Below are 16,600 nucleotides of genomic sequence, written 5' to 3'. Positions count from 1 at the left end.
GCCTTCACTGGCCGATTGCGAGTGAAACCTGTCTGAAACGCAGGTAAAGGTAGCTGCACAAGCGGCCGATGAGTGAACAAGAAGTCCTAAACGCAGTCTGTTTTGCATGTCAGAATTTTTCCGGGTCGCCCTCTGGCGCCCCGCAACCTTGAGATAGCCGTCATCCATGTTTGGTTCCAACGACGACAAGAAGACCCCAGCCGAGGCTGGAGAGAAGAAAGGCCTGTTCGGATGGCTGCGCAAGAAGCCGCAGCAAGCCGAGCCGAAGCCAGCAGAATCATCCCCGACGCAACCCGACCCGATCGCCGATCAGGTGGCCGCGACGCCGCAGGTTGAGCCTCATGTTGCCTCGCAATCGGTGCCCGAAGTCACTGTCGAAGCAGCTGCGCCTGCATCGCAACTGCATGTGGAGCCCGGCGCGCCGTCGCCTCAGCCCTGGTTGACCTTGCCGGTGACTGAAGAGCCGGTGGCCTTGAGTGACGAGCGCGAGCCGCATGTCACGCCGGCCATTCCTGAACAAAACCATGCCCAGGTTGTGCCCGAACCGCTGGAGCCTGAACCCGTCGTAGCGGAATCAGTAGCGGATATCTCGCCGCTGGCGATGCCTGAGCCGTTGCTGGTTCAACCCGTTGCAGAGCCACAGCCGCAGCCGGTTCAGCCTGCTGCGCAAGAGCTTGCAGTGCCGGCGCCTGCGCCGACACCTGAGCCGGAAACCGGCAAGGTCGGCTTCTTTGCACGTCTCAAGCAGGGCCTGTCGAAGACCAGCGCCAGCATCGGCGAGGGCATGGCCAGCCTGTTTCTGGGCAAGAAGGCCATCGATGACGACCTGCTGGAAGAAATCGAAACCCGTCTGCTGACCGCCGATGTCGGCGTTGAAGCCACCTCGGTGATCATCAAGAGCCTGACCCAGAAGGTCGCGCGCAAGCAGTTGACCGACGCCCAGGCACTGTACACCTCGTTGCAGGGCGAGCTGGCCGCGATGCTCAAGCCTGTCGAGCAACCGCTGGTGATCAAGTCCGAACACAGGCCGTTCGTGATTCTGGTGGTCGGCGTCAATGGCGCGGGCAAGACCACGACCATCGGCAAGCTGGCCAAGAAGCTGCAACTGGAAGGCAAGAAGGTCATGCTGGCGGCGGGCGACACGTTCCGCGCTGCAGCTGTCGAGCAATTGCAGGTCTGGGGTGAGCGTAATCACATACCGGTCATCGCCCAGCACACCGGTGCCGACTCGGCTTCTGTCATCTTCGATGCCGTGCAGGCCGCCAAGGCTCGTGGCATCGACGTGCTGATCGCCGACACCGCTGGTCGTCTGCACACCAAGGACAACCTGATGGAGGAGTTGAAGAAGGTTCGCCGTGTGATCGGCAAGCTGGACGCAGACGCTCCTCATGAAGTCCTGCTGGTCCTCGATGCGGGCACCGGGCAGAACGCTATCAATCAGGCCAAGCAATTCAACCAGACCGTCACGCTGACCGGGCTGGCGCTGACCAAGCTCGATGGCACCGCCAAGGGCGGCGTGATTTTCGCCCTGGCCAAGCAGTTCGGCTTGCCGATTCGCTATATCGGCGTCGGTGAAGGTATCGATGATCTGCGTACCTTCGAGGCCGAACCCTTTGTTCAGGCATTGTTTGCGGAGCGGGAGCGTCCATGATTCGATTCGAGCAGGTCGGTAAGCGCTACCCGAATGGACATGTCGGGTTGCATGAACTGAGCTTTCGAGTACGTCGCGGCGAGTTTTTGTTCGTCACCGGTCATTCCGGTGCCGGCAAAAGCACGCTGCTGCGCCTGTTGCTGGCCATGGAGCGTCCGACCACCGGCAAACTGATGCTGGCCGGTCAGGACCTTGGGCAAATCAGCAACGCACAAATCCCGTTTCTGCGTCGTCAGATCGGCGTGGTGTTCCAGAATCACCAGTTGCTCTTCGATCGCACGGTGTTCAACAACATCGCGTTGCCCTTGCAGATCCTCGGCCTGTCCAAGCCCGAGATCGCCAAGCGGGTCGACTCGGCGCTTGAGCGGGTGGCGTTGTCCGACAAGGCCGAGCTGTACCCGGGTGACCTCTCTACCGGTCAGCAGCAGCGTGTCGGCATTGCCCGCGCCATTGTTCACCGTCCGGCCCTGCTGCTTGCCGATGAACCGACCGGTAACCTCGATCCACGCCTGGCGGCGGAGATCATGGGGGTGTTTGAAGATATCAACCGACTGGGGACCAGCGTGCTGATTGCCAGTCACGACCTTGCATTGATCGCCCGTATGCGCCATCGCATGCTGACCCTGCAGCGCGGTCGTCTGATCGGTGACGGGGAGGCCGGAGTATGAGTGCCACACGCAGCCCCAAGGTTTCAGAGCGCGTCGCGCCAAAAGCCGCCGATCCGGTGCCGCCGAAACAGAAAAAGCAGCGCCATGACCACGATGACGACGGCCCTGATTTCAGCGCGCTGCTGTCCGCCTGGCTGGAAAGCCATCGCTCCAGTTTGCTGGACAGCCTGCGACGTCTGGGCAAGCAACCGATTGGCAGTTTCTTTACCTGTCTGGTGATGGCGATAGCCTTGAGCCTGCCGATGGGCTTGTCGTTGCTGCTGAGCAACGTCGAGCGTCTAGGCGGTTCGTGGCAGCGCGCGGCGCAGATTTCGATCTACCTGAACCTGGATGCCAGCACCGCTGATGGCACACGTTTGCGCGATGAGATCAAGGCAATGCCCGGTGTGGCAGATGCCGAGTACATCAGCAGCGAACAGGCGTTGGGTGAGTTCAAGCAACAGTCCGGGTTAGGCGAGGCGCTCAAGGAATTGCCGGAGAACCCGCTTCCGGGCGTGGTGCTGGTGACGCCGGACGAAGTGGACAAACCTGCGCTGGAAGCCTTGCGTACGCGACTGGCCGAATTGCCTAAAGTAGAACAGGCGCAACTGGACCTGGTCTGGGTTGAAAGGCTGGCCGCGATCCTCAAACTGGGTGACCGTTTCGTTTTCGGCTTGACGGTTTTGCTGGTCTCGGCTTTGCTGTTAGTAATTGGTAACACAATTCGTCTACACATTGAAAACCGCCGCATCGAAATCGAAGTCATCAAGCTGGTCGGCGGTACCGACAGCTACGTGCGCAGGCCTTTCCTTTATATGGGCGCGCTGTACGGCTTCGGGGCAGGCATCCTGTCCTGGGGCGTTCTGGCTTACGGCCTGAACTGGCTGAACGGCGCGGTTGTCGGACTGGCAGGTCTCTATGGAAGTGACTTTGCGCTGGCCGGTGTGCCGATGGGTGATGGTCTTTCCCTCTTGCTTGGAGCGGTTCTGTTAGGGTATATCGGTGCCTGGATTGCGGTGGCCCGACATCTTCGTGAACTGGCGCCCCGGTAGAGCCACATTATTGTTTCACCAGACTGGCCTCTGAATATCAAGGAACTTGGTTAGCGGTTCCGGGTCAATCTGGCTAATGCTGAACTGCACATTACCTGTGCGCTGGAGGTTTTTTCGTATGACCACTTCTTTGCAACCTGCTTATGCTCTAGTCCCGGGTGCGAACCTCGAGGCCTATGTGCACACGGTCAACAGCATTCCCTTGCTGACGCCCGAGCAGGAGCGTGAACTGGCTGAGAGTCTCTACTATGAGCAGGATCTGGACGCGGCCCGTCAAATGGTCCTCGCCCACCTGCGATTCGTCGTGCACATCGCGCGCAGTTATTCGGGTTACGGTCTGGCTCAGGCCGACCTGATCCAGGAAGGTAACGTCGGTCTGATGAAGGCCGTGAAGCGTTTCAACCCGGAAATGGGCGTGCGTCTGGTGTCTTTTGCTGTGCACTGGATCAAGGCCGAAATTCACGAGTTCATCCTGCGTAACTGGCGCATCGTCAAGGTCGCCACGACCAAGGCGCAACGCAAGCTGTTCTTCAACCTGCGCAGCCAGAAAAAGCGTCTGGCCTGGCTGAACAATGATGAAGTGCATCGTGTCGCAGAAAGCCTGGGCGTCGAGCCGCGTGAAGTGCGTGAGATGGAAAGCCGTCTGACGGGCCACGACATGGCGTTCGACCCGGCAGCCGAAGCGGACGACGACAGCGCGTTTCAGTCGCCGGCCAACTACCTGGAAGACCACCGCTACGACCCGGCGCGTCAACTGGAAGACTCCGACTGGACCGACAACTCCACCGCCAATCTGCATCAGGCGCTGGACGTGCTGGACGAACGCAGCCGTGACATCCTCTACCAGCGCTGGCTGGCAGAAGAAAAAGCCACGCTGCACGACCTGGCGCAGAAGTACAACGTCTCCGCCGAGCGTATTCGTCAGCTGGAAAAAAGCGCCATGAACAAGCTCAAGACGTCGATAGCTGCGTAAGGCTACCCGGCAACGAAAAACGCCCCGAGATGATCGGGGCGTTTTTGTTTCTGGTGACAGCTACCGGGTCGATGCTGTGCGTTTGCGCTCCAATGCCCAAACGTAGGAGCGAACTTGTTCGCGAAAGGGCCCGTACAGTCGCAGAAGATTTGGCGTTGAAAACGAAGCCTTCGCGAACAAGTTCGCTCCTACAAAAGCCATCCGGCTCCCATACCCAAACGTAGGAGCGAACCTGTTCGCGAAAGGGCCCGTACAGTCGCAGAAGATTTGGTGTTGAAAACAAAGCCTTCGCGAACAAGTTCGCTCCTACAAAAGCCCGTTCCCATGCCCGAACGTAGGAGCGAACTTGTTCGCGAAAGGGCCAGTACAGGCGCAGAAGATTTGCCGTTTGAAACAATGCCTTCGCGAACAAGTTCGCTCCTACAAAGGCCATCCGGCTCCCATGCCCAAACGTAGGAGCGAACTTGTTCGCGAAAGGGCTAGTACAGTCGCAGAAGATTTGTCGTTCGAAACAATGCCTTCGCGAACAGGTTCGCTCCTACAAAAGCCATCCGGCTCCCATGCCCAAACGTAGGAGATTCTATGGTTTTGGGAAAGCCCTCAAGCCACTTTTGTTTGATATTCGCTCTGGTTCTTTAACAGAGCGAAGACTACTCGAGCCAACTTTCGGGAGAGCATGACCAGCGCTTGAGTTGTACTAAAGCCACGCTTTCTCTGCTCTTCATAAAAAGGCTTCCAGGCCGGCGTACGGCTCCCGGACATAGCCGCGTTGTGCAGCAACCGTCGGGCTTCTGGATCGCCGCGTTTGGTCAATCGACGAGGTCCATCACTTTGCCCTGATTTGGATACTCTCAGGTCCAGCCCAAGAAACGCGATAAAGGCGTTCGCTGCGCTGAACTCGCCTCGCTGAAAAGAAGTGACCAAACGAGCTGCAGTCAGAAAGCCGATCCCTTCTACTTTCATACAGCGGTTGACCTGCCTCATCAGCCCGGCTTCCTGCAGTACATCGCGAATCTTCTTTTCAACGAGCGCCTCAAATCGTTTCATCGAGTTGACCTGATTGGCGAACGCTGTTCTCAGAAAAGGCTCGTTGGTCCAGCTTTGTACCAGGCCAGTACGAGCCTGAACCAAGGCTGCACGACGTCGGAACAGGCTCAGAAGCTGCCGATAAAGCGGGCTCGCAGGTATCCAGGGCCGCAACTCATCAAGCTCGTTTTTCAGGTATCGGGCCAACAAACGAGCATCTTGGGCATCGGTTTTGGCGCGTATGTTGACGCCTTTACGGTAATGACTGAGCTGATAGCCATCCACCATATAAACGTCACAGCCTGCTTCGTGGGCCGCATCCGCGAACAGGACGTGATAGACGTTAGTGGCTTCGATGGCGATGGCGCAGCTGCTCGCCAAGGCCTTCAGCCATTGGGTGATGGCGACTTTGGTATTGGGGATTGCCTCAAGTCGATCATATTGATCGTGGTAGATCACCAGCTCATTCTTGGCGACATCTACACCGATGATCGGTTTTTCCAGAGTAACCCGCATTGCCATAACGCCTCCTCGGGGATAAGGTTTACAGACTTGAAGGGGCCACCCAGAGGCGCAGGCTTGTTTCTATCGTAGGTTGTGAGCCTTAAGCATTCTTTATCGGCGCTTGGGTGAAAGGAGGAGGGGTGAAATCTCCTACGGGTCTGTACTGCGCGAACAGTCAGAAGCGAACTAAGTCCCTCCTCCTCCCTTCAAGTCTTACCATACAAGCGAACTTGTTCGCGAAAGGGCCCGTACAGTCGCAAAAGATTCGTCGTTTGAAACAAAGCCTTCGCGAACAAGTTCGCTCCTACAAAAGCCATCCGGCTCCCATGCCCAAACGTAGGAGCGAACTTGTTCGCGAAAGGGCCCGTACAGTCGCAGAAGATTTGGCGTTGAAAACAAAGCCTTCGCGAACAAGTTCGCTCCTACAAAGGCCCGTTCTCATGCTCGAACGTAGGTAGCGAGAGGCCATTGAAACCGAGCGCAAACATCACCAGCGACGGCTGCTATTCAGCCCCTGCAAATACTCATCCCCACCCAGCTGACGCATCTGCTGACGAATCCAGCCTGCGCGGCGAGAGACGTAGCTACTCGGGTGGCTGGCGCTCCACTGGCGCGGGTTGGGCAGGACGGCGGCGAGGTAGCTGGCCTGCTGCGCCGACAGCGCGCTGGCGTTGGTGCGGAAGTGGTGTTGCGCCGCGGCCTGGGCGCCGAATACACCTTCGTCCCACTCGACACTGTTGAGGTACACCTCAAGGATGCGCTCCTTGGACCAGAGCAGCTCGATAAGCAGGGTGAACCAGGCTTCCAGCCCCTTGCGCAGGTAGCTGCGGCCGGACCACAGGAACAGGTTTTTCGACACCTGCTGGCTGAGGGTGCTGGCGCCGCGTATCGAGCCGCCACGCTCGTTATGCAGAATGGCCGCTTGAATCGCGTCGACGTCGAAACCCCAGTGCTCGGCGAATTTCTGGTCTTCGCCGGCAATGACTGCGATTTTCAGGTTGTCGGAGATTTTGTCCAACGGTTCCCAGTCGCGTTGCAGGCCGATAGGCTCGCCGTCGAACCAGGATTCGACTTTGCGCTCGACCATCAGCGCGGTGCCCGGTGGCGGCACCCAGCGCAAAACCAGGACCACGAGAACACTGCCTGCGGCGAACCACAGCAGGGCTTTGAAGAGGCGACGAAGAATAGACTGCAGCATAGAGATGGCTTGGCCGAACCCGTTGAGCGGGCCATTATACAGACCGTGCGCCTTCCGACGATTTTTCACTGGAGTTCCTGATGCTTCGTAGCTTTTTGATGCTGGCCGCTTTCTTCGGCTTCACCGGTGTGGCCCTGGGCGCATTTGCCGCCCACGGCCTCAAGGAACGCCTGAGTGCCGAGTACCTGGCGGTGTTCCACACCGGTGTGCTTTATCAACTGATTCACGCGCTGGCCCTGCTCGGCGTGGCGATCCTGGCAACGCACATCCCCGGACGCCTGATAACCTGGGCCGGATTCTCCTTCGCGGTCGGCATTCTGCTGTTTTCCGGCAGCCTCTACGCCCTGACCCTCACCGGGTTCAGCAAGCTGGGCATCATCACGCCGTTCGGTGGTCTGGCATTTCTGTTCGGCTGGTCGATGCTGGGTCTGGCGGCCTGGAGGCTGGGTTCGCCTCCTTGAGTGTCTGCTCCCCGCAAAGCAAGCGCGCTTGAGACGAATGGCGTGGCTTTGCCTTGGTCATACCGGCTGATCGGGCTAGAATGCTGGCCCCCCAAAAATGATGGCTGCTCTCGCATGCACATTCAGTTGAACGGCGAACCCCATGAATTGCCCGATGGCGAAACCGTCGCGGCATTGCTGACCCGTCTGGACCTTGCAGGGCGCCGGGTCGCGGTGGAACTGAACCTGGATATCGTGCCGCGCAGTCAGCATGCGACGACCGTCTTGAGCGAAGGCGATCAGGTCGAAGTGGTTCATGCCATTGGCGGTGGCTAGTTCGCAATCCGCACTGCGCCCAACCCAATCTGCACGTTATGAGGATTTCCGATGAGCAATGTTCGCAGCGACAAGCCCTTCGTCCTGGCCGGTCGGACTTTCGAGTCGCGCCTGCTGGTAGGCACCGGCAAGTACATCGATATGGAACAGACCCGTCTGGCCATCGAAGCCTCGGGCGCCGAGATCGTGACCGTTGCCGTGCGCCGCACCAACCTGGGCCAGAACCCCGGCGAGCCGAACCTGCTGGACGTGCTGCCGCCTGATCGCTACACCATATTGCCGAACACCGCTGGCTGCTTCGATGCGACCGAGGCCGTACGCACTTGCCGCCTGTCCCGCGAATTGCTCGACGGGCGCAATCTGGTCAAGCTCGAAGTGCTGGCCGATCAGAAGACCCTGTTTCCGAATGTGATCGAAACCCTCAAGGCCGCCGAGATCCTGGTCAAGGACGGCTTCGACGTAATGGTCTACACCAGTGATGACCCGATCATCGCCCGCCAGCTGGCCGAAATCGGCTGTATCGCGATCATGCCGCTGGCCGGCCTGATCGGCAGCGGTCTGGGGATCTGCAACCCGTACAACCTGCAGATCATTCTTGAAGAAACCAAAGTGCCGGTGCTGGTCGATGCCGGCGTCGGTACTGCCTCCGACGCCACCATCGCGATGGAGCTGGGCTGTGAAGCCGTATTGATGAACTCGGCCATCGCCCACGCCCAGCAGCCGGTAATGATGGCTGAAGCCATGAAGCACGCCGTAATTGCCGGTCGTCTGGCCTACCTCGCCGGGCGCATGCCACGAAAACTCTATGCCAGCGCGTCTTCCCCGCTGGATGGCCTGATCAAGTAAGAGCCCGTTGATGACTGATTCGCACGTTCCGCACCCAGAGTCGCCTGCTGTCGAAGAAGGCGAAGAGCGCCCGCACCGCCGCATCAAGAGTTTCGTGATGCGAGCTGGCCGTATGACCGAAGGTCAGCAGCGCGGCCTCGATCAAGGCCTCCCGTTGTATGGCCTTTCGCTGACCGACACGCCGGTGGATTTCGATCAGGTGTTCGGTCGCGTTGCGCCGCGTACGTTGGAAATCGGCTTCGGCATGGGCCACTCGCTGCTGGAAATGGCCGCTGCGGCTCCCGAGCACGACTTCATCGGTGTCGAGGTGCATTCTCCAGGCGTAGGCGCGCTGCTTAACGGCGTCCTGACCCAGGGGCTGACCAATGTGCGCGTCTATGATTGCGACGCCATCGAAGTGCTGAACCGCTGCGTCGCGGATAACAGCCTGGATCGCCTGATGCTGTTCTTCCCGGACCCGTGGCACAAGAGTCGTCACCACAAGCGCCGCATCGTGCAGCCTGAATTCGCCGCACTGGTGCGCAGCAAGCTGAAGGTCGGCGGGGTGTTCCACATGGCCACCGATTGGGGCCCTTACGCGGAATACATGCTGGAAGTGATGAGCGTTGCGCCCGGTTATCGCAACCAGGCTGAAGACAACCAGTACGTCCCGCGCCCTGCGGAAAGGCCGATCACCAAGTTCGAGCGCCGTGGCGAGAAGCTCGGACACGGCGTTTGGGACCTGAAGTTCGAGAAAGTCGACTGACCGCGCTTGCGGGTTGCTGGCAACCCGCAATGTTGTGTCGCTTACTGAATCTCGTCCGGCTTGACGATCACCCAGTTCTTGTCCGCCGTGACCGGCAGCTTCTCTTTTGCCTGAGCTGCGGCATTGTCCTTGATCATGCCGTTCAGCTGGGTCATGTACTTGTCCTTGCGGTTGATCCACAAGTGCACGCCGCCCTTGCTCACATCGACGCTGTGAAACAGCATGTAGCCGTCGCTGGTCGGGGTATCGCCGCCGACCAGGACCGGTTTTTTCCACTGATCGATGTAGGTCAGGATGGCCGCCTGCTTGCCCGCCATCCAGGTTGCCGGCGTCCACAGGTATGGCGTCAGCTCCAGGCCCATGTTGCTTTTCGGATCGTATTTGCCCGCCGTGATCTGCTTGCGTGCGGTAGTTAGCTCGCCGGTCTTGCGGTCCTTGAGCAGCGTGCTCACGCCGATCACATTCTGCGGTTTGACGTTGTAGCCGTACTTGGGATCGGCAGCGACCATGCGTACCAGCTCTTCGGACGCCGCGGTCATCACATACACCTCGATGCCGTTTTCCATCAGCTTGTTGTAAAGCTCGGTCTGCCCGGTGAATACCCGCGGCGGTTCGACATTGAGCTGCTTGACGGTGTCGCCTTCGTAGTAGGTCGCAGGGATCGGCTTTTTCAGGGCCATCAGCTCATCGACGTAGCCCTTGAGCTCCTGAAGCGTAAAGCCGGAAAACACCTGCGCGACCCACGGGTAGCAGACCATGTCGTCTATTTCGCAAAGACGATAGTAGTAACTGAACAGGCTTTCCTTGTGCTCGGCGGTGTCTTTGAAGGGGATCAGCTTCAGCGAGGGATCGAGTTTTTCGCGGGTGATCAGGCCTTTGTTTTCCATGAACGGTAGCAGCGCCTCTTCGAGGTCGAAGCGGTAGCTGGTGTTGTCCATGTCGAAGACGGCGTAATTGCCCTTGTTGGCATTCGCCGCAATCATCGCGTCGAGCGCCTTGGCGGCAGGCTCGGGCCAATGCTTCAGTTCGGTGGCTGCGATAGCCTGGCTGGCAAGCCCGAAGCAGACGGCCGCGGCCAACAGTTTTGGCACGAGTTTCATAGGCGATTTCCCCTTGTCGAAAAAACGAAGGGGCAGACCGTAACAAATTATTGTGAAGGCAAAAGTACGTCAGCGACCCGAAAAAGGCCAAAAGACGCCGTTTGCCCCTTTATTTGCGACAGTGAAACCAAAAACGACACTTTTATTGCAGTTTTTCGTCAGCGGCCGAAATTTTGCCGAAATTTTGCCGAAAATTGCTGATCAGACCCGTTCCCACACTTCGAAGTTGTAAGCCGGTTTGTCATCGACGGCGGCGTTTTCGGTGTTGGATACCAGCGCCCACTGCGCCGTATCGAATTCCGGAAACCACGCGTCGCCATCAGGGCTAAGCGCCACGCGAGTCAGGTACAGGCGATCTGCCTGAGGGAGGCCCTGGGCGTAAAGCTGCGCGCCGCCAATCAGCATCACCTCGTCGACACCCTGTTCCTGCGCCCACTGCTCGGCCCGCACGACGGCGGCGTCCAGCGAAGCGAAGACTTCTGCGCCTTCAAGCTGCAGGTCGGTCTGGCGGCTGACCACCAGATTGAGGCGGCCGGGCAGCGGGCGGCCCAACGAATCCCAGGTCTTGCGACCCATGATGATCGGCTTGCCGAGCGTCGTTGCCTTGAAGTATTTGAAATCCCCCGGCAAATGCCAGGGCATGGAATTGTCGACGCCAATCACTCGGTTTTCACCGAGGGCGGCAATCAGGCTGAGGGGCAGATGAGTTTTCATGCCGCGAGGATATCAGAGGTCGCAGGGCAGGCGAATGAACTGACATGCGCCGTGCTCAGTCCCATGACTGCGGTTATGCTCACCGCTGAATTCAATCAAGAGACACTGTGTGACTGCACTGACCCCCCTCGATACCCTTTGGCTGACCGAAGCCGTACGCCTGCGCGAACAACAGGCTGGCGTGCTGGATGATCAGGAAGCCAATCGCCGTGCCCGCGCTGCCGGAGGCGACCTGACGGCGCGCATTACCCACCGCGCCCTCGGCCTGGCGCAGCGCGACGGCATGCTTGGCGCACTGCACCACTGGAAGCAGGGCGCGCGGCTGGCGTTGATTGCGCTGGCGGTGCTCTCGGTCATCAGTGGCGCGGGCCTGGCGTTCGCCGCAATGGGCGACGGGCAGGCACCGGTCAATGTGTTCTGGGCGCTGGGCAGCCTGCTTGGGCTGAACCTTGTGCTGTTGCTGACCTGGGCGCTGGGCCTGATCTTCGCCGGGCGCAGTAATACCGGGCTGGGCCGTGTGTGGCTGTGGCTGAGCGAAAAGCTCGCCCGTGATGCCCAGGCCGCGCAGCTCGCCCCGGCGCTGGTTTTGCTGCTGCAACGCCAGCGCCTGAATCGCTGGGCGCTCGGGCTGGTGGTTCACAGCCTGTGGCTGCTGGCGTTACTCACTGCGCTGGTGTTGCTGTTGATGCTGATGGCGACCCGACGTTACGGGTTTGTCTGGGAAACCACCATTCTGAGCAGCGACACGTTCGTCAGCCTTACCCAGACGCTCAGTACGATCCCGGCGTGGCTGGGGTTCAGCGTGCCGGACGAAACCATGATTCGTGCCAGCGGCAATGGCGCGTTGAGTATCGAGAACGCGCGTCAGGCCTGGGCGGCCTGGCTGGTGGGTGTGTTGCTGGTGTACGGCATCGTGCCGCGGCTGTTGCTGGCCGGGTTCTGCCTGTGGCGCTGGAAGCAGGGCAGGGCAGCGCTGCGCCTCGATCTGGATTTACCCGAATACCTTGAATTGCGTGAGCGCCTGATGCCCAGCAGCGAGCGCCTGGGTGTCAACGATGCCGAGCCTGCTGCGCTGCATCAGGTGCAGTCCGGGGCAGGAGCAACCGAAAGCAACGGCGCGCTGCTGGTGGCCATCGAGCTGGATGATCAGCAGGTCTGGCCGCCAGCGCTGCCGTCGGGTGTGGCCGATGCAGGCATTCTCGACAGCCGTGAGTCGCGCCACAAGCTGCTGGAGCAACTGACCCAGTATCCGCCTGCGCGCATGGTGATCGCCTGCGACCCGCGCCGCTCGCCGGACCGTGGCAGTCTGGCGTTGATCGCCGAACTGGCACGCTGCGCCGGTGCAGCGCGCATCTGGCTGCTGCCCGCGCCTGCCGGGCAGAGGCTTGACCCTGAGCGCCTCGGCGACTGGCACGTCGCGCTGGATCAATTGCAGTTGCCGCACGCCGACAGTGCGCCCTTGAACTGGCTGGAGACAGGCCATGACTGAAGCAGACAGCACTCGTGCGATCAGGTTGGCGGTGGTCGGTCATACCAACGTCGGCAAGACCTCGCTGCTGCGTACCCTGACGGGTGATGTCAGTTTCGGCGAAGTGTCCCATCGCCCCAGCACGACGCGTCATGTCGAGGGCGCACGCCTTTCTGTGGACGGCGAGGCGCTGGTCGAGCTGTACGACACGCCTGGCCTGGAGGACGCTATCGCGCTGCTCGATTATCTGGAGCGTCTGGACCGTCCCGGCGAGCGTCTGGACGGACCAGCGCGACTGACGCGTTTTCTGGAGGGCAGCGAGGCACGCCAGCGTTTTGAGCAAGAGGCCAAGGTCATGCGCCAGTTGCTCGACTCGGACGCGGGTCTTTATGTGATCGATGCGCGTGAGCCGGTGCTGGCCAAATACCGTGACGAACTGGCGGTTTTGGCAAGCTGCGGCAAGCCACTGCTGCCGGTGCTGAATTTCGTCAGTGCGCAGCAGCACCGCGAGCCTGAGTGGCGCGAAGCGCTTTCACGGTTGGGCCTGCATGCGCTGGTGCGTTTCGACAGCGTGGCGCCCCCGGAAGACGGCGGCCGTCGTCTGTATGAAAGCCTGGCACTGTTGCTGGAAAGCGCGCGGCCGCGGCTCGAACGTTTGATTGATGATCAGGAAAAACAGCGCACAGCCAAACGCCACAGCGCCGCTCGCCTGATCGCCGAACTGCTGATTGATTGCGCAGCTTGCCGGCGCAGTGTCGAAACCACCGCCGACCAGGAGCAGCAGGCTGTGGAAGCGCTGCGCAAGGCGGTTCGGCAGCGCGAGCAGCAATGTGTCGAGGCGCTGCTCAAGCTGTATGCGTTTCGCAAGGATGATGTGTCCAGCAGCGATTTGCCGCTGATGGACGGCCGTTGGGGCGATGACCTGTTCAACCCGGAAACCCTGAAGTTGATGGGCGTGCGCGTTGGCGGCGGTGTAGCGGCTGGTGCGGCGGCCGGAGCAGGTGTCGACCTGATGGTTGGCGGCGTGACGCTGGGTGCGGCGGCGCTGGTCGGGGCGATTGCCGGTGGTGCGTTATCCACAGCGCGCAGCTACGGAGGCCGGTTGCTCGGCAAGCTCAAGGGGCGCAGAGAACTGACCGTCGACGATGCGGTACTGCGCCTGCTCGCCCTGCGTCAACGCCACTTGCTGCTGGCGCTGGGTGTCAGGGGTCATGCTGCCCTGCACAGCATCGAACTGACCACACCGCAGGACAAGACCTGGCGCAAAGGCAAAATCCCCGAACCCCTGTCACGCGCCCGCGCCCACCCGCAGTGGTCGACACTCAACCCGCAGCCCAAACCGAATCAGGCTGAGCGGCAGGAAGCGATTGATGAGCTGGCGGCTGTGGTTTTGCAGGATTGAACTGTTCCGGCGCTGAAGACCGGACGCAGAGCGTCCAGAACGGCATGCGACGCGCAGCGTCGCACGATAGTTGAAGAGCACGATAGTTGAGGTCATCGCTCCTCACGCTCCAGCGTGGCAATGCCTGTCGTGACGCTCCGCGTCACACATATGCGCCTTGACGCATCCTCCAGCACACCCGCATTCAGGCGCTTTTCAACGTGTCGCTTGCCGCTAAAACTGGGCACGGATTTTTTATTGATTGATCGTTCAATAAAAAATCTTTAGACTGGTCTCGTCTTTTCGTTACAACGATCACTGCAGACACCCGGGAGAATCGCGCCAATGCCCAAGGTCGGAATGCAACCCATCCGCCGCCAACAGTTGATCCAGGCCACGCTGACTGCGGTCGATCAGGTCGGTATGGGCGATGCCAGCATTGCGCTGATCGCGCGACTGGCAGGCGTATCAAACGGCATCATCAGTCATTATTTTCAGGACAAGAACGGCCTGATCGCCGCCACGATGCGGCATCTGATGAACGCCTTGATCCAGAACGTCCGCGAACGCCGTCAGGCGCTGACCGAAGACAGCCCCAGGGCTCACCTGCAAGTGATCATCGAAGGCAACTTCGACGCCAGTCAGGTCAGCGGCCCGGCCATGAAAACCTGGCTGGCCTTCTGGGCGACCAGCATGCATCACCCTTCGCTGCACCGATTGCAGCGTATCAACGACCACCGTTTGTATTCGAACCTGTGCTGTCAGTTCCGCCGCACCTTGCCACTGGAACAGGCACGCAGCGCCGCCCGCGGGCTGGCAGCCCTGATAGACGGGTTGTGGCTGAGAGGCGCGCTGTCAGGCGATGCATTCGACACCGAGCAAGCGCAACGGATCGCTTACGAGTACATGGACTTTCAATTGGCGAAATCGGCGAGCTGACGCTTTCGAAGCGCCTCACCGAACGACTGTATAAGCCCGTGCCGAACCACCCCGGCACACTGAAAACAGTCATCGTCCCCCACTGAATTTGCGAGGACTTTATGGCCCGTTTTGAACTGCAGAAACTCTACATCGATGGCGGTTATGTCGATGCCAGCAACCCTGAAACTTTCGACGCCATCAATCCGGCGAACGGCGAAGTCCTGGCGCAGATCCAGCGTGCAGGCAAGGACGATGTCGAGCGCGCCGTCGTCGCGGCCGAAAAGGGTCAGAAAATCTGGGCCGCCATGACGGCGGTCGAGCGTTCGCGCATCCTGCGCCGTGCCGTCGACATCCTGCGTGAGCGCAACGATGAACTGGCTGCTCTGGAAACGCTGGACACCGGCAAGGCCATCTCCGAAACCCGCTACGTGGATATCGTGACCGGCGCCGACGTGCTGGAATATTACGCAGGTCTGGTGCCCGCCATCGAAGGCGAGCAGATCCCGCTGCGCGATTCTTCCTTCGTGTACACCCGTCGCGAGCCGCTGGGTGTGGTAGCCGGTATCGGCGCCTGGAACTACCCGATCCAGATCGCACTGTGGAAATCCGCCCCGGCACTGGCGGCGGGCAATGCGATGATCTTCAAGCCGAGTGAAGTCACTTCGCTGACGACCCTGAAGCTGGCAGAAATCTACACCGAAGCAGGCGTACCGAACGGCGTATTCAACGTGCTGACCGGCAGCGGCCGTGAAGTCGGCACCTGGATCACCGAGCACCCGCGCATCGAGAAAGTCTCATTCACTGGCGGCACCGACACCGGCAAGAAAGTCATGGCCAGCGCCTCGAGCTCGTCGCTCAAGGAAGTGACCATGGAGCTGGGCGGCAAGTCACCGCTGATCGTGTTTGATGACGCCGATCTGGACCGCGCCGCTGACATCGCGATGATGGCCAACTTCTACAGTTCCGGCCAGGTCTGCACCAACGGCACCCGCGTGTTCGTGCCGAACGCCCTGAAGGCCGAGTTCGAAGCGAAGATCCTCGAGCGTGTGAAGCGCATCCGCGCCGGCAACCCGGAAGACGAAAACATCAATTTCGGCCCGCTGGTCAGCTTCGAGCACATGGAAAGCGTGCTGGGCTATATCGCCAAGGGCAAAGAGCAGGGCGCACGTCTGTTGTGCGGCGGCGATCGCCTGACTGGCGGTGTGTTCGACAAGGGCGCGTTCGTTGCCCCGACCGTGTTCACCGACTGCACCGACGAGATGACCATCGTGCGTGAAGAAATCTTCGGCCCGGTGATGAGCATCCTCGGTTACGACACCGAAGATGAAGTGGTGCGCCGCGCCAACGACACCGACTTCGGCCTGGCCGCTGGCATCGTGACCCGCGACCTGAACCGCGCCCACCGCGTGATTCATCTGCTGGAAGCCGGTATCTGCTGGATCAACGCCTGGGGCGAGTCGGCGGCACAAATGCCGGTCGGCGGTTACAAGCAGTCGGGCGTTGGTCGTGAGAACGGCATCAGCTCGCTGGCCCAGTACACGCGCATCAAGTCGGTACAGATCGAGCTGGGCGATTACGCCTCGGTTTTCTAAACACGT

The 16,600-nt window shown here is 60.2% G+C and carries 16 protein-coding genes; 12 read left to right on the top strand and 4 right to left on the bottom strand.

Translation table 11 applies throughout. From position 1 onward, the window contains the following. Positions 1-166 precede the first annotated feature (166 nt). The 4 genes from ftsY to rpoH all read left to right on the top strand — a co-directional run bounded on the left by ftsY (position 167) and on the right by rpoH (position 4,323). Positions 167-1,651 (top strand): signal recognition particle-docking protein FtsY, encoded by a 1,485-nt coding sequence (gene ftsY, locus JOE39_RS17665; protein ID WP_057445891.1) that lies wholly within the window; start codon positions 167-169, stop codon positions 1,649-1,651. After that, a complete protein-coding gene (gene ftsE / locus JOE39_RS17660) occupies positions 1,648-2,319 on the top strand; it encodes a cell division ATP-binding protein FtsE (RefSeq protein ID WP_002555631.1) in 672 nt (223 codons plus the stop codon). Before ftsY ends, ftsE begins: the two co-directional genes overlap by 4 nt. Beyond that, a complete protein-coding gene (gene ftsX, locus JOE39_RS17655; protein ID WP_003393643.1) occupies positions 2,316-3,350 on the top strand; it encodes a permease-like cell division protein FtsX in 1,035 nt (344 codons plus the stop codon). Before ftsE ends, ftsX begins: the two co-directional genes overlap by 4 nt. 118 nt (positions 3,351-3,468) lie before the next feature. Continuing rightward, positions 3,469-4,323 carry an RNA polymerase sigma factor RpoH gene (rpoH, locus tag JOE39_RS17650; RefSeq protein ID WP_002555629.1) on the top strand — a complete coding sequence of 285 codons (855 nt, stop codon included), beginning with the start codon at positions 3,469-3,471 and terminating at the stop codon, positions 4,321-4,323. A 600-nt stretch (positions 4,324-4,923) separates the two neighbouring features. Here rpoH and JOE39_RS17645 read toward each other — a convergent pair. Both JOE39_RS17645 and mtgA read right to left on the bottom strand, forming a co-directional pair. Continuing rightward, entirely contained in the window at positions 4,924-5,871 is a 948-nt protein-coding gene (locus JOE39_RS17645; RefSeq protein ID WP_024648092.1) for an IS110 family transposase, read from the bottom strand. 469 nt (positions 5,872-6,340) lie between these two features. Further along, a complete protein-coding gene (gene mtgA, locus JOE39_RS17640) occupies positions 6,341-7,051 on the bottom strand; it encodes a monofunctional biosynthetic peptidoglycan transglycosylase (protein ID WP_096116824.1) in 711 nt (236 codons plus the stop codon). Positions 7,052-7,131: 80 nt separating this feature from the next. Between mtgA and JOE39_RS17635 the strand changes: the two genes are divergently transcribed. From JOE39_RS17635 to trmB, 4 genes are all read left to right on the top strand, one after another. Continuing rightward, complete coding sequence (locus JOE39_RS17635; RefSeq protein WP_003372515.1) at positions 7,132-7,512, top strand: DUF423 domain-containing protein; 381 nt, start codon at positions 7,132-7,134, stop codon at positions 7,510-7,512. A 114-nt stretch (positions 7,513-7,626) separates the two neighbouring features. Then, positions 7,627-7,827, top strand: a complete 201-nt coding sequence (thiS, locus tag JOE39_RS17630) for a sulfur carrier protein ThiS (protein WP_003341343.1) — start codon at positions 7,627-7,629, stop codon at positions 7,825-7,827. A 51-nt stretch (positions 7,828-7,878) separates the two neighbouring features. Next, on the top strand, positions 7,879-8,673 hold the full coding sequence (locus JOE39_RS17625; RefSeq protein WP_003304387.1) for a thiazole synthase: 795 nt from the start codon (positions 7,879-7,881) through the stop codon (positions 8,671-8,673). A 97-nt stretch (positions 8,674-8,770) separates the two neighbouring features. Further along, positions 8,771-9,418, top strand: a complete 648-nt coding sequence (trmB, locus tag JOE39_RS17620) for a tRNA (guanosine(46)-N7)-methyltransferase TrmB (RefSeq protein WP_213589853.1) — start codon at positions 8,771-8,773, stop codon at positions 9,416-9,418. Between the two features lie 41 nt (positions 9,419-9,459). Here trmB and JOE39_RS17615 read toward each other — a convergent pair whose 3' ends face one another. Together JOE39_RS17615 and JOE39_RS17610 are read right to left on the bottom strand one after the other, a co-directional pair. Beyond that, positions 9,460-10,518, bottom strand: a complete 1,059-nt coding sequence (locus tag JOE39_RS17615) for a phosphorylcholine phosphatase (RefSeq protein ID WP_032659731.1) — start codon at positions 10,516-10,518, stop codon at positions 9,460-9,462. 201 nt (positions 10,519-10,719) lie between these two features. Beyond that, the gene (locus tag JOE39_RS17610; RefSeq protein WP_003341335.1) at positions 10,720-11,232 is read right to left on the bottom strand and encodes a dihydrofolate reductase; all 513 of its coding nucleotides are present in this window, start codon (positions 11,230-11,232) and stop codon (positions 10,720-10,722) included. A gap of 109 nt (positions 11,233-11,341) precedes the next feature. Between JOE39_RS17610 and JOE39_RS17605 the strand changes: the two genes are divergently transcribed. The 4 genes from JOE39_RS17605 to betB all read left to right on the top strand — a co-directional run bounded on the left by JOE39_RS17605 (position 11,342) and on the right by betB (position 16,594). Then, entirely contained in the window at positions 11,342-12,721 is a 1,380-nt protein-coding gene (locus tag JOE39_RS17605; RefSeq protein WP_096116823.1) for a DUF2868 domain-containing protein, read from the top strand. Continuing rightward, positions 12,714-14,102 carry a GTPase/DUF3482 domain-containing protein gene (locus JOE39_RS17600; protein WP_017279252.1) on the top strand — a complete coding sequence of 463 codons (1,389 nt, stop codon included), beginning with the start codon at positions 12,714-12,716 and terminating at the stop codon, positions 14,100-14,102. Before JOE39_RS17605 ends, JOE39_RS17600 begins: the two co-directional genes overlap by 8 nt. Positions 14,103-14,426: 324 nt before the next feature. Then, the gene (gene betI / locus JOE39_RS17595; protein WP_002555619.1) at positions 14,427-15,020 is read left to right on the top strand and encodes a transcriptional regulator BetI; all 594 of its coding nucleotides are present in this window, start codon (positions 14,427-14,429) and stop codon (positions 15,018-15,020) included. A gap of 101 nt (positions 15,021-15,121) precedes the next feature. Further along, positions 15,122-16,594, top strand: a complete 1,473-nt coding sequence (gene betB, locus JOE39_RS17590) for a betaine-aldehyde dehydrogenase (RefSeq protein WP_003393629.1) — start codon at positions 15,122-15,124, stop codon at positions 16,592-16,594. Positions 16,595-16,600 lie beyond the last annotated feature (6 nt).

Origin of the sequence: Pseudomonas sp. PvP100, from assembly GCF_017833055.1 — a bacterium.
Taxonomy (GTDB): Bacteria; Pseudomonadota; Gammaproteobacteria; order Pseudomonadales; family Pseudomonadaceae; genus Aquipseudomonas; species Aquipseudomonas syringae.
Note: the sequence above shows the minus strand (reverse complement) of the source record. Positions and strands in the feature narration are given on the sequence as shown.

Bases quoted from the DNA above. Each gene is read 5' to 3' on its own strand.
- ftsY (WP_057445891.1), top strand. From the start codon at position 167: ATGTTTGGTTCCAACGACGACAAGAAGACCCCAGCCGAGGCTGGAGAG.
- ftsE (WP_002555631.1), top strand. From the start codon at position 1,648: ATGATTCGATTCGAGCAGGTCGGTAAGCGCTACCCGAATGGACATGTC.
- ftsX (WP_003393643.1), top strand. From the start codon at position 2,316: ATGAGTGCCACACGCAGCCCCAAGGTTTCAGAGCGCGTCGCGCCAAAA.
- rpoH (WP_002555629.1), top strand. From the start codon at position 3,469: ATGACCACTTCTTTGCAACCTGCTTATGCTCTAGTCCCGGGTGCGAAC.
- JOE39_RS17645 (WP_024648092.1), bottom strand. From the start codon at position 5,871: ATGGCAATGCGGGTTACTCTGGAAAAACCGATCATCGGTGTAGATGTC.
- mtgA (WP_096116824.1), bottom strand. From the start codon at position 7,051: ATGCTGCAGTCTATTCTTCGTCGCCTCTTCAAAGCCCTGCTGTGGTTC.
- JOE39_RS17635 (WP_003372515.1), top strand. From the start codon at position 7,132: ATGCTTCGTAGCTTTTTGATGCTGGCCGCTTTCTTCGGCTTCACCGGT.
- thiS (WP_003341343.1), top strand. From the start codon at position 7,627: ATGCACATTCAGTTGAACGGCGAACCCCATGAATTGCCCGATGGCGAA.
- JOE39_RS17625 (WP_003304387.1), top strand. From the start codon at position 7,879: ATGAGCAATGTTCGCAGCGACAAGCCCTTCGTCCTGGCCGGTCGGACT.
- trmB (WP_213589853.1), top strand. From the start codon at position 8,771: ATGCGAGCTGGCCGTATGACCGAAGGTCAGCAGCGCGGCCTCGATCAA.
- JOE39_RS17615 (WP_032659731.1), bottom strand. From the start codon at position 10,518: ATGAAACTCGTGCCAAAACTGTTGGCCGCGGCCGTCTGCTTCGGGCTT.
- JOE39_RS17610 (WP_003341335.1), bottom strand. From the start codon at position 11,232: ATGAAAACTCATCTGCCCCTCAGCCTGATTGCCGCCCTCGGTGAAAAC.
- JOE39_RS17600 (WP_017279252.1), top strand. From the start codon at position 12,714: ATGACTGAAGCAGACAGCACTCGTGCGATCAGGTTGGCGGTGGTCGGT.
- betI (WP_002555619.1), top strand. From the start codon at position 14,427: ATGCCCAAGGTCGGAATGCAACCCATCCGCCGCCAACAGTTGATCCAG.
- betB (WP_003393629.1), top strand. From the start codon at position 15,122: ATGGCCCGTTTTGAACTGCAGAAACTCTACATCGATGGCGGTTATGTC.